The organism is Clostridium pasteurianum BC1 (assembly GCF_000389635.1).
GTDB classification, from domain to species: domain Bacteria; phylum Bacillota; class Clostridia; order Clostridiales; family Clostridiaceae; genus Clostridium_I; species Clostridium_I pasteurianum_A.
Genome location: NC_021182.1, coordinates 700,550 through 717,424, shown reverse-complemented (window position 1 = coordinate 717,424; position 16,875 = coordinate 700,550). Strand labels below are relative to the sequence as shown.

The window sequence follows — 16,875 nt, the reverse complement described above, 5'->3', positions numbered from 1 at the left end:
CTTTTCTATATAATATTATCAAATAAAAGTTATATTTGCAATAGTTTTTAGAAACGTTTTCATAAATATTTTTTACTAAAATATTTATGTTTTTTACTAAAAAATATTTTTTACTTTATTGCATGACTTGACAATATTAATCTACACAATTGTTAAATTACATATATATATTTATATATGCATGATTTCTATCAATAAAAATTATTTAGAAAACGTTTTATGAAAACTATTGCAATATTATAAAATATTTGATAAAGTAATATTAGAAACAATAGAAAACCTTTTCTTAATTTTTGTAAAAGATTACATAGAATAAATTTAGTTTTAGTAATTTATTCTAGTAAACATTTACTAAACAAGTTACTATCAATAAGAAAATTAAATTAACATTTTTAAGTGCTACCAATTTTGTAGGTATGAGTGCTCAAGCTTACAGCAACAATATGAGTATTATGGTCTGGAAAGTTGGTTCTGGACTTACTCTTGTTCCTGGTTCCAAGATATTTAAAGCAGGGAATTCCTAGGCGAAGGAACATGTAAAGTTAACCAAAAAGAATTAGCAGAAGCATAAAATTTCGCAGCAAAAAAACGAAAAAATATAAAGGGGGAAAACAAAAATGAAACAAAAAATTTCATATGCACTAGGTGCATTTGGACATGACATTTATTATGGGACATTATCGACATATTTCATGATTTTCGTTACAAAATCCATGTTTGAAGGAGCTCCAAAGGCGACTCAGGCTAAAATGATAGCTTTAGTTACTACATTAGTAGTAGGTATTCGACTAGTGGAAATTGTCTTTGATCCAATTATTGGTGGTATTATCGACAACACTAGAACTAAATGGGGAAAATTCCGTCCATGGCTTTGTATTGGCGGGACAATCAGTGCAGTTTGCCTGGCAATGCTATTTACTAATTTCTTTGGACTAGCGACAAGTAACCAGACTTTATTTACAATTTTATTTATCATTGTGTTTATTGTTTTAGATTGTACGTATTCATTTAAAGATATAGCATTTTGGTCAATGATTCCTGCACTTAGTGAGAATTCACAAGAACGTGGAAAAATAGCAACATTTGCTCGTTTCGCTTCATCATTGGGAGCAAATGGAACAACATTAGCGGTAATTCCTATCGTTTCATTTTTTACCTTAATGTTTACAGGTCACACTGGGCAAGCAGCTAGCGGATGGTTTGCTTTTGGTGTAATAGCCGCATTAATCTACGGTGTTACAAGTTGGATTACCGCTTTTGGCACAAAAGAAAAAAATAGTATTTTACGTCAACAAAATGAAAAAACTTCAGTTAAAGATGTCTTTAGTGCACTTGCTAAAAATGACCAATTAATGTGGTTGGCATTATCATACCTCTTGTTTGCTATTGGCAATGTAGCTACAACAGCCGTATTAATGCTTTACTTCCAATATGTAATCGGTAACATTGCAGCTTTCTCAATTGTAGGTATCGTGTCTTCAATTTGTGGTATTATATCTGTTCCGCTCTTTCCAATTATCACTAAATTTATTTCAAGAAAATACGTCTATATATTTGGTATTTTATCAATATTAATTGGCTATTTATTATTTAACGCAGCATCATCAAATTTAGTATTAGTTGTTATTGGTTTAGCATTCTTCTATTTTCCAAATCAATTGATTTTCTTATCAGCATTGATGACAATCAGTGACTCAGTAGAATACGGACAATGGAAAAATGGAGTTCGCAACGAAGCGGTAACTTTATCTCTTCGTCCATTGCTAGATAAAATCGCAGGTGCTTTATCAAATGGTATCGTAGGTTTCATATCGGTAACATGTGGTATGATTGGAAATGCACAAGCAAGTGATATAACAGCTAAAGGCATTTCAACATTTAAAATGTATTCTTTTTATTTGCCAGGAGCATTAATGATTATCTCAGCTGTTGTCTTCTTATGTAAAATTAAATTAACAGAGAAGAAACACACTGAAATAGTAAAAAATTTAGAGGTGGCATTGGGAAAAAATAGCTGATTTGTAGCAACAACACAATATTGTGTTGTGTATGGAATCTGGTATGTTTAATTTAAAAAAATAAAGCTATGTACAACATTACAAATATAAACTTAAATTTCCATTAGAAAAGTATAAAATAATAGTCTAAGATAACCTTGTAAACCAAATATAAGGATGTATCTTAGACTATTATTAAAAATCATAATGAAATTAAAGCACAAAATATTAAAAAAATCCCAGAGGATTCTAGTAAATTTTATGGAAAAACTTATAAATAAGGATATTATAGATATCCAATTTTTTAATTAAATATGAATTATATATAATTAAAAACTGCTCTGCCTTATTTTTAATTTAGTGGATATTACTATCTTTTTACTTACAGTTCTACCCTCAAATCTTTCCATTAACAAATCTACTGCAGTCTGTCCCATAATCTCTGTATATACTTTTACAGTACTCAATGAAGGTGAAAAATAGCTGGAAATGCTGATATCATTTACCCCTATTATATTTACTCTTTCCGGTACAGAGACACCTGCTTCTCCTAATGCCTTTAGACATCCAAGAGCCATGGAATCACTCCCCACAAAAATAGCTGTAGGTAAATTATCTCCTTTTTCAGAGATGGCTTTTTTCATGAGTGTATACCCGTCATTTACTGAAAATTTGCCTATATATATATTTTCTTCTTTAAGCATTTTTTTATCTGTTAAATAGGACCTAAAAGTTGTCTCCCTACAATCCTCAATGAGATTTCTGTCATCTTTAAAGCTTTCTTTTCCACCAATATATCCAATATTTTCGTGCCCTTTTTTTATAAAATAATCAATAACTTTCTTTGTTGCATTTTCAAAATTGACTACTACAGCATCAAAATTATCTTCATCAGGAGAATAATCCACAAATACAATATTTTTTGTTATACCTTTAAACAGATTCACTTCACTTTTACTAAATTTACCTACTGCAATAATCCCTTGGATATTCTCCTTATTTAATTTATCTGAATTGTTCTGAAAGAACTCCACTATTCCCAAATTATTATGCTTGCAGTGCTTTTCTATGCCCAATCGAATGGACATATAATATAGATCATCTAATTCCTCTTCTCTTGTATACCAATGCACTAAAGCTACCTTTGCAGTAACTGAATTATGATTTGAACGTTTCTCATAGGAAAGTTTTTCTGCTATTTCAAAAACCTTCTTTTTAGTACTATCACTTACAGATAAGGTTTCATCATAATTTAATACCCTTGATACTGTGGAAATAGACACTCCTGCTTCTTCGGCTATGTCTCTAATAGTAGCCATGTATATAATCACTTCCTTACTTATATATAGTACACTTTACCCAAAACAAATTTATTTTCAATTATAGATAAATAATATGAGAACTTAATTTAACTATTAATAAAACTGAGTATTTTCAATACTTTTTACTTTATAGAAATTAATTATTGAAGTTGTTTATCTATATATTAATCTCAATTATACTAAATGACTTTCCCAAATACTTATTTGAAATTATATATACTCATTATAAATAATATATACTATACAAACAGCTTTTTTCAATAATTACTTGAGGTTTATACTTATTTTTGTAACATTTTACTATATAGTACTGAAAAAAATATATTATATACTAAAATATATTTTTTTGTGAATTTTGTTCAAAAAAGAAAAATATGAGTAACAAATTTTTATTTTACTCATATTTTTATTTAACACTAATATGTCTCTGAATTATAACCTCTCACCTTAATAGAAGATTGTATATACACTAAGTAAGATTTATTAGAAAAACCATTGCTTGTATTTGCAGCTTTATAAGTCTGTTTATGAAATGCTACTTATAAATTCCTTAAAGTATTTCATTCCCTCTTCATTGCGTTTAAATACTCCTGCATCTTCCAGAACTCTCAAAAACTTAGCAGCCGTTTCTTTTCTCACAATTTCTTCCGTATTGTCTTTATCTATTTTACCTTTGTACTTCTCTCTAAGTAAATCAGCCCAAGGCTTGTGGGGTTCTGCTATATTATTATCTACACCCAAAATGTATCTCTCAACTTCCTTTAATTCCGTCTTAAGTCTTGCCGGCAATACTGCCAGACCCATAACTTCAATGAGCCCAATATTTTCTTTTTTAATATGTTGTACATCCTCATGCGGGTGAAAAATACCCAGTGGATGTTCTTCGCTTGTACGATTGTTTCTAAGCACTATATCCAATTCAAATACATCTTTTCGCTTTCTGGCAATTGGAGTTACTGTATTATGAGGTGCATTTTCCGTATAAGCATAAATACCTGCTGCGGGATCGCTGTATTCTCTCCAGTAATTTAGTATATAATCTGCTGCTTCTATAATGGAAGATTTATCTTCCGCCTTTATTCTAATTACAGACATAGGCCATTTAACAATACCAAAGCTTACATCTTTGAACTTATCCAATTTAAATTCATATTCCTCTTCTGCCTTTGCCATGGCGAATTCATATCTTCCACCCTGATAATGATCATGGGATAAAATTGATCCTCCCACGATAGGCAAATCCGCATTGGAACCTACAAAATAGTGTGGAAATTTTTCTACAAATTGAAGCAGTCTTGAGAAAGTATTTTTATCAACTTTCATGTCCCTGTGTTCACTTGCCAGTACAATACAGTGTTCATTATAGTATGCATAAGGTGAGTATTGAAAGTTCCACTCTTCATCCATAAGATTCATACGAATTATACGATGATTACTTCTTGCAGGATGTCCTGCCTTACCTGCATATCCTTCATTTTCAATGCACAGTAAACATTTAGGATAGTTTGTACTCTTAACCAGTTTTTCTCTGGCAATATCCTTAGGATTTTTTTCCGGCTTAGATAGATTTATAGTTATATCCAGATCTCCGTATTCTGTTGGAGCCTTATAATTTATATTCTTGGCAATTTGCTTTGTCTGGATATAGTTATTGTTTTTACTCAATTCATAAAAATAGTTTGTGGCAGCTTCCGGATCAGTTTCAAACTTTTCATAAAAAATTTTATTAATTGTAGAAGGTTTAGACATAAAACAGTCCATTATTTTGCTTGATAAAATTTCCCTTCCATAGAATAATTCTTCAATAATTTTTTGCTCACAAGCGTATTCTATAAGTTTCTCAAGAAGGTCTGGTACAGAGTAGTCTTCAGCCTTTATGGGTTCCTTTAAGACAAAATCATTTATTCCCAAAAGATCAATGACTCTGTTTCTTACATATATTTCATCCTCTTTTTCAATAAGCTGAAGGTCTATTTCTTTATTGATTAAGCTCTGAATAATTTCATATATATCCATTAATATTTCCGTTACCAAAAGTCTATAAAAACTCTTTATAAGTATGATCTGAAAGCTTTAAATCTTTTTTCGAGTTTTGCAATGCCCTTAACCTTTTGGTAACTTCCTCCTTTTTTTATTCATTTCATATTTCTTTGAACATTGTCTTTGAAATTTCTTTAATTTTTTATTTAATTTTTCTAATAAATTATACTCTATCCAAAATATTTATATCCGTCTCTAAACATTCCTGAAAAACTCCAAAAGTTTTGATCTTCCAGCCAGCTTCCTGTAGATCTTTTATATACCTGAACAGCAAGCTTATTTTCTCCTTCTTTCACATAGTCCGTCAATTCAAACTCTGCAGGAGTAAAGCTGTCCTCACTATATCCTATAAATTCTCCATTGAGCCAAACATAGAAAGCGTTTTCTATTCCTTGAAAAGAAATATATAGAGGATCTCCTTTAATATTGTCCTTTACAGAAAAATATTTTACATAGCTTCCTACAGGGTTATATTCTTCTGATATCATTGGAGGGTTTAAAGCACTATGTCCATCCCAGGGATATATGGTATTTATATATTGTGCTTTATCATAACCTTGAAGTTGAATATGTCCAGGTACATCTATTTTCTTCCAACAGCTGCAATCAAAATCCAACTTATAAAAATCTTTAACTCTAGATTTTGGATTTGAGGCAAAACTAAATTTCCAGCTTCCATTTAAATTTTGTCTTAATATCATCTTTCCCTTTTCTTCTTCCTGCTGTGTCAAGTAATATTTATGATCTGAATTGGCTTTAATTCTATTGACTTCATAAGCGGATGTATCTGAAAGCCAATTTATGCTTGGGACTTTACATCTCATAAATTTTTCCCCCTAAAAATTAAAGATTCTATTATCAACAAATGTTATTCAGTGAAAGCTTGTATTCTCACTAAGTTTAGATGAATTATCCAAGTATATGCAGCTATTATCCCTCTTTTTAGAAACTAGAATATTACCTTGGATAGTGATCAGATAAAATTACCACAAGTGTTGTTGATGAATTCTAAAAATTATATGTAATCCTTTACTTTAGTAAAAAATAATTATTTCTTTACTACAATTTTACTACATTTTTATTAAAAAAGTCAACTTTAATATTTAATATCTGGCAATTCATAACATAGAATTTACACACTAAATATAAATAAATATTGAATCTAATATTATCTTAAACCCACATTATTCTGTTGAAAATTTTTTGTATTAGTATAAATTATGAATTTCAGTTTAATATAAGACTATATTTATTAGGTACAGATAATTTATTGCAAATACCACAAGCCCCTATCTTATTCACATAATTTTATTTTCATAAAAATTTACTTAATAATAATTTATATAAATTTGCTCAATAATAAAATCTGTTATGTTAAGTTTTAGAAGTTTATTTTACTAAAACCTTATAATAATAGCTTGATATTTTAGTAAAATTAGCTTATTATATAATTAATTTATGTAATCGTTTTACAAATAATTTTTTTATTTTGTAGGGGTGATATGATAGTGCTCAATTTATTAATTATAGGCAATTCTCAATTAGATATACAAAAAACCAAGAATATAATTGATAGCTTTCATGACCCAAATATAAAAATAATTGATTTAAATGAAATGCAAAATAGTATAAACATACTACTTAACTCTAGTGATACTTCGAATATAAAAGAATACGTTAACAGTCTATTTAAAGATGATATCTTTATTTCAGATAAGATGCATATAAGAAATTTATGTTTTTCCATAATTATGTGTATAATATTTTTACTAAAAGAGAAGAATCAAAATTTAAATATTTTCTCATATAACCATGAATTATTATGTGAGTCTTTATTTAATTTGGAAACACCAGAAGATGTCTCTAATTTAATAGAAAATTTACTTATTTATATTAATCAATATCTTTTAAATAACTCTAATAATAAATATTCTATAATTGCTGAAAGAATCATAAAATTTATCGAAAAAGATTATTTAAATAATTTAAGTATAAATAGCATTGCAGATAAATTTAATTATACTCCCAATTATATAAGCTATGTTTTTAAACAAAAATTTGGACAAAATATTTCTGACTATATTACTGAATTAAAAATATCAAAGGCAAAAGAACTTCTTTTAGATACAAATAATAAAATATATGACATATCTAAAATCTTAGGTTTTAGCAATACTTCCTATTTTTGCAGCGTATTTAAAAAACAAACTTCATTGACTCCCAAAGAATACAGGTCAAAGAATGGGTTGTAACATATAAGGTAATATACTTATATTTATAAAGCAAAATCACTCTTATAAAAAATTAGTCTCAGCATTTAAACTTATATATGCTGAGACTAATTTTTTATTCATAATTAATGAATCTACTTAATAAGGGTAGTTCGAGTTTTCATTTATATTAATTTTAGATTACCAATATTAATTCTTTGAACCAGTACTTGCTATTCCCTGAATGAATTGTTTCTGGAATATTATAAATAATATAAGCATTGGCCATATAGCTATCATTGAACCTGCCATAAGCTGAGGGAAGTTTGTAGCATACTGCCCTTGAAGTGATGCAAGTCCTGATGCCAAAGGCATTTTTTCTATAGATGTATTTACAATTAAAGGCCACATTAAGTCCTTCCATGCAAATAATGCAGTAAATATTCCAATTGCAACTAATCCTGATTTGGTTAATGGAAGCATTATCTTCCAAAATATTTGCCATCTGTTACATCCGTCTAATATTGCTGCTTCTTCCAGTTCCACAGGTATTCCTATGAAGAACTGTCTTAACAGGAATGTACCAAAGGCACTTACAACTCCAGGTACAGCTAAAGCCCCTACAGAATTCAGCAATCCAAGTTTTGAAACTATGAGATACTGTGGAATAATAAATATTTGGCCTGGAATCATCATCTGTATAAGTATTATCATAAAGAAAATATTTTTTCCTGGAAATTCTATTCTTGCAAAAGCATAAGCTGCCATAGCACTGAAGAAAACTGAGAATATTATTCTAAAAAGTATCATTAGAAACGTATTTGCATAAAAAGCTGCAAAGGGCAACTGATTCCAAACATCGCTATAGTTACCTAATTTAAAAATTTTAGGAATATGTGTAGGTGGAATCTGTGTTGATTCCGTAAGAGTTTTCAATGAAGTTATTATCATCCACAAAAATGGAAGCACCATTGCAAAAGCACCTATTATCAATATAACATGAACAATAATATTTGACTTTTTATTATCATTTTCCATAACTTACACCTCCATAAGGTTAATCATAGTGAACCCATTTTTTCTGTAATTTAAGTTGTACTACAGTTATTGCCAATATTATTACCAATAATAGCGTCACTATAGCTGAACCATATCCTTTATCATTCATAACAAAAGAATATTTATAGAAGAGATATACCAAAGATTCTGTAGATTGTAATGCCCCATTTGTCCTGTCAATCATCATGAATATTAAATCGAATATCTGAAGTCCTCCAATTATAGATGTAATAACCACAAAGAACATAGTTGGCGATACCAGTGGAAATGTAATAGCGAAGAATCTTCTGATTGGACCTGCACCATCTATTTCAGCCGCTTCATAAAAAGTCTTAGGTATTTCCTGTAACCCAGCAAGAAGAATTATCATGTTATATCCTAGAACACTCCATATTCCAACCACAATTATAGATAAAAGAGCTATTTTAGGATCAGAAAGCCATTTTGGACCATGTATACCTACCAAGGATAATATATAATTGAATAGACCATAATCTGAATTATAAAGCCATTTCCAAACCATAGCTATGGCAGCTGGAGCTGAAACTACTGGTAAGAAATAAATTACACGATATATAGTTTTCCCTTTAATATTTGCATTTAAAAGTACAGCAACAACCAGTGAAAGAATAACACCAATGGGAACAGAAATTATAGTATATTTAAGAGTATTCCAGGTTGCCTGCCATACTTCGGGGTCATCAAATAATTTCTTAAAATTGGTTAATCCAGACCACTGCATCTGATTAAAACCATCTACTGTATTGAAACTTAATATAACGGTCTGAATAAGAGGCCATATATTTAAAATAATAAGTCCTATTATTGTAGGTGCTATCATAATATAAGCCCAGGTATGATCCTGGAACTTTCTTGAAGTCTGTTTTTTATCTGAAGCTTTACCCACAGCTTTCATTTTTACTCCTCCTTCTATCATAACTGATAAATAATCTTATTATTTAGATGAATTGTCCATGGACATATCACGCTTATCTCCTACTCTAATAAAAGATGATATATCACAGCGACTAGTCTCTTAGGATAAATTTATCAATGTTTTGGTTATAGTAATTGGTACAAAGTGCACCAATTACTATATTAAATTATTTCTTTTCTGTAACTAACAAATCATTCATCTGTTTAGTAACCTGACTAGTTCCCTGCTCTACAGAAAGCTGTCCACTAAACACTTTTGTCATTGTTTCATTTTGAATTGGATACCATTTTGCTTTTGTTTCTGAATTAGGGAATACAACTCCATACTGAAGCATTTCTGGATATACTTTTACATTGAAACCTTTGAAAGCACTTACCCATGATTCTTCTGTACCTTTATAAGCTGGTATTGCTGCACCTTTTTCTCCGTGAATAGTATTAGCTTCTTTACTTCCTAAGTATTCCAAGAACTTCCACGCTTCTTCTGGGTGCTTAGTTTTTGCAGAAACAGAATTTGCTAATCCATTATATATAGTTGCTCTTACTTTTCCTTTAGGCATAACAGCTACATTACAATTTTTTGAAACATAATCATTTGCCTGGAATTCATTTGCCATCCATGATCCGAATAGTCCCATAGCAGCTTTTCCTGATTCAAAGTATTGAGTAAAGGGCGTGTCTGCAAATTGCTGTTGAGTTGGAGAAACTTTATATTTTTGACTTAAATCCACGTCCCATTGTATAGCTTCCTTTGTTGCTGGTAAATCAAAACCTGATTTTGTCTTATCTTTTGAAAGAATATATCCTTGATTTTGATAAACAAAATTATAATAGCCCTGTTCATCATCTGCAGGAGCTATAAATCCATATACTCCCTTTGAAGGATCAGTTAATTTCTGTGCAGCTTCTAAAAGTTTATTCCAGTCCCAAGTATCATCTGGATAAGGGATACCCTTTGCATCAAACATAGTCTTGTTGTACCATAAGCCTATAGTTGCATAGTCCTTTGGCATTGCATAATATTTTCCTTTAACAGTATAAGTATCTACAAGACCTTCAGGGAAGTTACTCATGGATGCTTCTTTACTGTTCTTTATTTTATCAGTTATATCCATCAGCATATTACCATTTGCATATTTTAGATACTGATTTGAGTGCATCCAAAATATATCCGGCATGGTTCCACTGGAAGCCCCTGCATCTAGCTTTGTCCAATATTGATCCCAAGGTGTTACCTCTACTTTTACAGTAATATTGGGATTCTTCTTATGAAAAGCATCGGCTATAGCCTGCATTCCAGGCTGTTGATTTTTATCCCAAATTGAATAAGTAAGTGTTACATTTCCCCCTGAAGAACTGCTTGAGCTTCCGCAACCTGCAAGAACAGACATGGTTGTTACAATACCAATTGCAAGAGCAACAATCATTTTTAACTTTTTTTTCATTTTTTAATCCCCTCTCTTATTTAAAATTAATACAGAAAGCATAGCTCTCTTTTAGTTAATAATTTTTATAGACCCCCTCATAAATCCTTAGTGTTTTAGTAATCAATATGGTAAAGAATAAACATTTTTTACTATATATTTTACCTTAACTTTACTTTTGTTTACGTTTACAGTATATCAGAAAACGTTTTCCAATAATATATTAATTTTCTACGATAAACTATAATTTTCTACGAAGAATATATAATTATATACGATAATCCCCCTTATATCGGCTTATAATGGTACTAATCCTTCAGTACAACTATAATTCAAACTCATATGTAAGTAGTAATATAAAAAGTAAATCTTTACTAAACATAGATATACAATGAATATAGTTATAAATGTAATTTGTATTTTATCCGATGACTACCCACTCTTTACTCCATCGCACGCTATGAAAGTGATTCGCACAAAATTAAAAATTTTGGCTCTCTACTTGCACTCTGTGAAAGCGATTCACAGAAAATCAAAGATTTTTGTTCTCTGCTTTTCTTCAAAGTGGGAGTAAAGAGTGGCTACGTCCCTGGATAAGGATTATAATTAATAAATTTTTAATTTTACTTCAAAGTATATAATAAATATGTTAAAATTAATTATAGAAAACCTTTTCCTACATGGATTCTAATACTTTAATTTATATAAATAAAATTAATAATTCAATCTAAGATTAAAACATTAGTAAATATAAAATATTAAAGGAGTTTTATATCATGATTTATAAAAATACTTTTAAAAACATGAGTTCAATTACATTAGAAAATGATGAATTGAAAATAATTGTTATCCCGAGCTTAGGAGGTAAGCTTGTTTCTCTCTATAATAAATTAAGTAAATTTGAATTATTATTTCAAAACAAAGAAAACGAATACAAAAAACCTGGATTAAATTCTGATTTTGCTTCTTTTGATGCGTCGGGTTTTGATGACGCTTTTCCAACTATAGATTCCTCTAGAGTACAATACGAAGGTAAAGAAATTTTATATCCTGATCACGGTGAAATATGGACTTCTTCTTTTGACTATAGGATTATAGATGGATATCTTGAATTGACTTGTTCCATCTCTATTCTACCCTATACTTATAAAAAACTAATTCACCTTGAAAATGACACTGTTAAAATAAAGTATAACATAGTAAACAAAAGTAATTCACCCTTTCCCTGCATTTGGGCCATGCACTGCCTAGTAAATTGCAGTGAAGATATTGAAATATCCTTTCCTAAAAATACTACTGAAATTATAAATGTTCACGACAGTGATGTACTAGGCAAAAAAAATTTAATACACAGTTATCCTATAACTAAAACTTTAGACAATAAAGATTATAGATTAGATAGAATTGGCAGCAGTTCTTTAAATAAAACTGAAAAATATTATGTAAGTGGTATAGTCAACGAAGGTAAATGTTCTATATATTATCCTAGTAATTCTTCGCTCTTTACTATAAATTTTGATAAAGACAAACTGCCTTATCTTGGTTTTTGGGTTACAGAAGGTGGTTTTAGAGGTGATTACAATTGTGCCCTTGAACCTACAAATGGTTTTTATGATGATATAGACACTGCCAAAAGCAACAATAAATTATATTATTTAAGACCAAAAGAACCACTTAATTTTGAAATCTCATTACAGTTGAAAAAGGTAGAACAATAGTCAAAGTCAAATATAAAAAGATTGCGAACTAACTTGAAGGTTTCTGTTCATTACCAGTGAAAGATTTCACTTCGTGAAAGGTGAAAGCTTCAACATCGCTTCGCTGGTTGAAAGTGAAAGATTTGGCTAAAGCCAAAAGTGAAGGATATTTTTTCGACCTTTCTCTACGAAAAAATTTTAAAATAAAGCATAATTAGCCTTTTATAATCATTAAATTTTTATTTATAAAGCTTTTTTCGTAGCACAGCGAAGAAAAAGCATCCTTCACTATTCACTCCGTGAATTCTTTCACCTTTAACCGCGGCGAAGCCCAGGTTAAATCTTTCACCTTGACGCTTCAGCGGCTATCTTTCACTTTTGTCAATGAGCAAAATTATCATCTATTAGTTTAATCAATCTTTATATTTACTTCGCCATTTCTCGCTATTGCAAATTTTAAATCACATTAATTTAAAATGGCTTTCTCTATAAGCTTTTGGTGATAGTCCTATTGTTTTTTTAAATATTTTTGAAAAGCCCAGCGGATCATTATATCCTACAGATCTGGATACATCACTTATTGTGAGTGTAGAATTCTTCATAAGCTCACAAGCTTTGTTCATTCTGAATTTTATTAAATATTGTTGTGGTGAAATTCCTATATTTTCTCTAAAAAAAGAGCTAAAATAATTTTTATTAAGTCCTACATTCTTTGCCATCTCAGGCACAGTTATATCCCTTGAAAAATTAGTTTCAATGAAGTCCAAAGTTTTTTTAACATATACTTCCTTATAATTATTATCTATAATTTTACTGTTAGGAGATTTTTCAATTAATTCAGATAGAAAAATTGATAATAGTCCCTGCAATCTCAATTCTTTTCCATTTTTCAAAGTTGATGCTTTTCTCATATCTTCAAAACAATTTTTAATGAAATCTCCCTCTTCATATTTAAATATTGGATTCTCCTCATCTAAATTAGCTAACTTAAGATAATTTTTAGCCTTAATTCCCTTAAATCCAACCCAGGTATATATCCATGGCTCTTCCTTATCCGCTTCATAATAAGTTATAGTATCTGGGTATATGAGAAATCCTTGATTTTTTTCTAATTTATAGGATTTATCCTTAACACGAAAAGTACCTTTACCTTCTAGTATAAAATGAATTAAAAAATGATCTCTTACTGCTGGTCCAAAGGCATAGGAAGGCTTACATTTTTCCATACCACATTGATATACTATAATATCAAATCCTTCTTTATTAGCTGTAGAAAAAAAAGTTATTTCTCTTTCAAATTCCATATTAAAGTCTCCTGTCAATGAAATCTTACTTCATTATAATTTGTATTCACTGTAAGTCTAGATGAATTATCCAGAAACATGCCGCTTTTATCTCCAGTTCCAGTAGCTGGAGAGTTATTACAGAGTCTAGTCATTGGATAAACAAAATAATAGATCTTGTATCTTAGATTATACCATATTTATCTTATATTTATCCATTTCATTTATTTATAATAATTTTATAATTATTAGTATGGCAAACGTTTTCTTTTACTTTAATTTTACTATTTTTTATTTGTATACTTTGTAGTAAATTACTCTGTTGTAAAATGGCTGCCCTAAATGCTATTTATTAGGCATATGAAAATAAATAGTAAGTCAAAGATGCGACGAATATTTTGAATCATACAAGGAAGCAGGTTCTGATGATAGTGGGCTATCTGAGGGTTCTGTTGACGCAGTAGGATTCAAAATAGCCTAGCATACTGACTAGTTATTTATTTGAATATGCCTTAGTTGAATTTATACTTTAAGCTGCAAATTATATGTAATACATAGTATTTAAATTAAGGTTTTAAAGAAGGCTAAACTATATTTGAACTTATTTATAATATGAATGGAATAATATAATATTATTTCATTACATATCATATGGGAGGGTTATAAAAATATGAGTATTGTTTATGATGAAAATACAAAATCTTTTCACCTTAAGGCTGGAAACAGCAGTTATATAATGCAAATACATGATGAAAATTATCTTACTCACCTTTACTGGGGAAGAAAACTCAGAAGCTTTAATGCTAAAGAACTATTCTCCATTAAACGAAGGGGCTCCTTTTCCCCAAATCCTGATCCTGATAATGAATTACTATCCCTTGACACATTGCCTCAGGAATACCCTGCTTACGGTACCAGTGATTTCAGAGTACCTGCATATTCCGTTCAACTGGAAAATGGATCAACTATAACTGATTTGAGATATGCTTCTCATAAGATTATAGAAGGTAAGCCAAATCTTGAAGGTCTACCTGCCACTTATGTAGAAAGTGACGATGAAGCTGATACTTTAGAGATAGTGTTACAGGATTCCTTGATAGGCCTAAAAGCAATTTTATCCTACACAGCTTATAAAAATTATGATGTAATTACCAGAAATGTACGTTTTCAAAATAGCGGTAATACAAAATTAAAGCTGCTCAGTGCCTTAAGCACTAGTATTGATTTTGACCATTGTAATTACGATTTTATGCACCTTCATGGGGCTTGGGCAAGGGAAAGGCTGATAGAAAGAACTCCTCTTATAAATGGCAATCAATCCGTTGAAAGCAGACGTGGTGCAAGCAGCCATCAGCATAATCCCTTTGTGGCAATTCTAAGCAAGGATGCTACAGAAGAACATGGAGATGTATATGGTTTTAATCTGGTTTATAGTGGAAATTTCATAGCACAGGCAGAAGTTGATCAATATAAAACTACTAGAGTATCTATTGGTATAAATCCTTTTGATTTCTCCTGGATTTTAGAACCTGGTGAAGCTTTCCAGACACCGGAAGCTGTGATGGTTTATTCCTCAAAAGGACTAGGTGAAATGTCCAGAACTTATCATAAACTCTACCGCAGCAGATTGTGTAGAGGAAATTTCAGAGATAAATCAAGACCTGTTCTTGTTAACAACTGGGAAGCAACTTACTTCAATTTTAACGCAGAAAAAATAGAAAATATTGCTTCAGTTGCTAAAGAACTTGGCATTGAACTATTTGTACTGGATGACGGTTGGTTTGGAAAAAGAGATAACGATGACTGCTCTTTAGGTGATTGGGTGGTTGATAAAAATAAACTTCCTAATGGTTTAGATGATCTGGCAAAGCGAATAAATAATTTGGATTTAAAATTCGGCTTATGGTTTGAGCCAGAAATGGTATCCCCTAACAGTGATTTATATAGAGCTCATCCAGATTGGTGTCTTCATGTACCTGACAGAAGACGTACACAGGCAAGAAAACAGCTGATACTGGATCTTTCCCGTGAGGATGTATGTGACTATATTATAAAATCAGTATCAGACATTTTAAGCATTGTTAATATAGAATATGTTAAATGGGATATGAATAGAAATATGACGGAAATAGGATCAGAGTCTTTATCTCCTGAAAGACAGCGAGAAACAGCTCATAGATATATACTAGGACTGTATAAGATTTATGAAAAACTCACTTCTGATTTTCCAAATGTACTCTTTGAAGGCTGCTCCGGCGGCGGCGGACGTTTTGATGCCGGTATATTATATTATATGCCTCAAATCTGGACCAGTGATGATACAGATGCAGTAGAAAGATTAAAAATTCAATATGGTACCAGCATAGTTTACCCTATCAGTACTATGGGTTCTCACGTTTCAGCAGTTCCTAATCACCAGGTGCATAGAAATACTCCTCTAAAAATGAGAGGTGATGTGGCTATGTCCGGTAACTTTGGCTACGAACTTGATCTTACAAAGTTTTCTGAGGAGGAAAAGGAAATTGTAAAAAATCAGGTTAAAGAATATAAATCCTTAAGAGAATTTATTCAGTTTGGTGACATGTACAGACTTATAAGTCCTTTTAAAAGAAGTGAAGCCGCTTGGATAGTAGTTTCTGAAGATAAGACTCAAGCTTTCGCTGCATATTTCAGAGTACTTGCAACGCCAAATGAACCAATAAGCAAAATACAATTTAGAGGCCTTGATCCAGATAAAGACTACTCCATTGAAGGAAAAGAAGGTACATTCTCTGGAGATGAATTAATGTATTCAGGACTTGTCATTCCTGATTTAGAGGGTGACTATCAGAGTATTACCTGGGTGCTAAGAAGTGAAGGATAGTTTTTAAATAAAAAGACCTTAGGTGGTACTTCCTAAAAAGGAAT

General features: G+C 30.5%; 10 protein-coding genes and 1 pseudogene. 4 read left to right on the top strand and 7 right to left on the bottom strand.

All coding sequences use genetic code 11. The features are described from left to right. Positions 1-617: 617 nt before the first annotated feature. On the top strand, positions 618-2,018 hold the full coding sequence (locus CLOPA_RS03365) for a glycoside-pentoside-hexuronide (GPH):cation symporter (RefSeq protein ID WP_015614071.1): 1,401 nt from the start codon (positions 618-620) through the stop codon (positions 2,016-2,018). A gap of 308 nt (positions 2,019-2,326) precedes the next feature. Here CLOPA_RS03365 and CLOPA_RS03360 read toward each other — a convergent pair whose 3' ends face one another. The 3 genes and pseudogenes from CLOPA_RS03360 to CLOPA_RS03350 all read right to left on the bottom strand — a co-directional run. Continuing rightward, complete coding sequence (locus CLOPA_RS03360; RefSeq protein ID WP_015614070.1) at positions 2,327-3,316, bottom strand: LacI family DNA-binding transcriptional regulator; 990 nt, start codon at positions 3,314-3,316, stop codon at positions 2,327-2,329. Between the two features lie 528 nt (positions 3,317-3,844). After that, a complete protein-coding gene (gene galT, locus CLOPA_RS03355; protein ID WP_015614069.1) occupies positions 3,845-5,335 on the bottom strand; it encodes a UDP-glucose--hexose-1-phosphate uridylyltransferase in 1,491 nt (496 codons plus the stop codon). Positions 5,336-5,538: 203 nt separating this feature from the next. Beyond that, positions 5,539-6,183, bottom strand: a pseudogene (locus CLOPA_RS03350) (sugar-binding domain-containing protein); the annotation flags it as partial. Between the two features lie 678 nt (positions 6,184-6,861). Between CLOPA_RS03350 and CLOPA_RS03345 the strand changes: the two are divergent. After that, complete coding sequence (locus CLOPA_RS03345) at positions 6,862-7,611, top strand: helix-turn-helix transcriptional regulator (protein ID WP_015614068.1); 750 nt, start codon at positions 6,862-6,864, stop codon at positions 7,609-7,611. A 168-nt stretch (positions 7,612-7,779) separates the two neighbouring features. Here the strand turns inward: CLOPA_RS03345 and CLOPA_RS03340 are convergent, their stop codons facing one another. The 3 genes from CLOPA_RS03340 to CLOPA_RS03330 all read right to left on the bottom strand — a co-directional run bounded on the left by CLOPA_RS03340 (position 7,780) and on the right by CLOPA_RS03330 (position 11,009). Beyond that, positions 7,780-8,607 (bottom strand): carbohydrate ABC transporter permease, encoded by an 828-nt coding sequence (locus tag CLOPA_RS03340; protein WP_015614067.1) that lies wholly within the window; start codon positions 8,605-8,607, stop codon positions 7,780-7,782. Between the two features lie 19 nt (positions 8,608-8,626). Beyond that, complete coding sequence (locus CLOPA_RS03335) at positions 8,627-9,544, bottom strand: carbohydrate ABC transporter permease (RefSeq protein WP_015614066.1); 918 nt, start codon at positions 9,542-9,544, stop codon at positions 8,627-8,629. 187 nt (positions 9,545-9,731) lie between these two features. Then, positions 9,732-11,009, bottom strand: a complete 1,278-nt coding sequence (locus CLOPA_RS03330; RefSeq protein WP_015614065.1) for an ABC transporter substrate-binding protein — start codon at positions 11,007-11,009, stop codon at positions 9,732-9,734. 755 nt (positions 11,010-11,764) lie between these two features. Here CLOPA_RS03330 and CLOPA_RS03325 point away from each other — a divergent pair. After that, complete coding sequence (locus tag CLOPA_RS03325; RefSeq protein WP_015614064.1) at positions 11,765-12,706, top strand: DUF5107 domain-containing protein; 942 nt, start codon at positions 11,765-11,767, stop codon at positions 12,704-12,706. A gap of 440 nt (positions 12,707-13,146) precedes the next feature. Here CLOPA_RS03325 and CLOPA_RS03320 read toward each other — a convergent pair whose 3' ends face one another. Further along, complete coding sequence (locus tag CLOPA_RS03320; RefSeq protein WP_015614063.1) at positions 13,147-13,989, bottom strand: AraC family transcriptional regulator; 843 nt, start codon at positions 13,987-13,989, stop codon at positions 13,147-13,149. A gap of 649 nt (positions 13,990-14,638) precedes the next feature. Between CLOPA_RS03320 and CLOPA_RS03315 the strand changes: the two genes are divergently transcribed. After that, on the top strand, positions 14,639-16,831 hold the full coding sequence (locus tag CLOPA_RS03315; protein ID WP_015614062.1) for an alpha-galactosidase: 2,193 nt from the start codon (positions 14,639-14,641) through the stop codon (positions 16,829-16,831). Positions 16,832-16,875 lie beyond the last annotated feature (44 nt).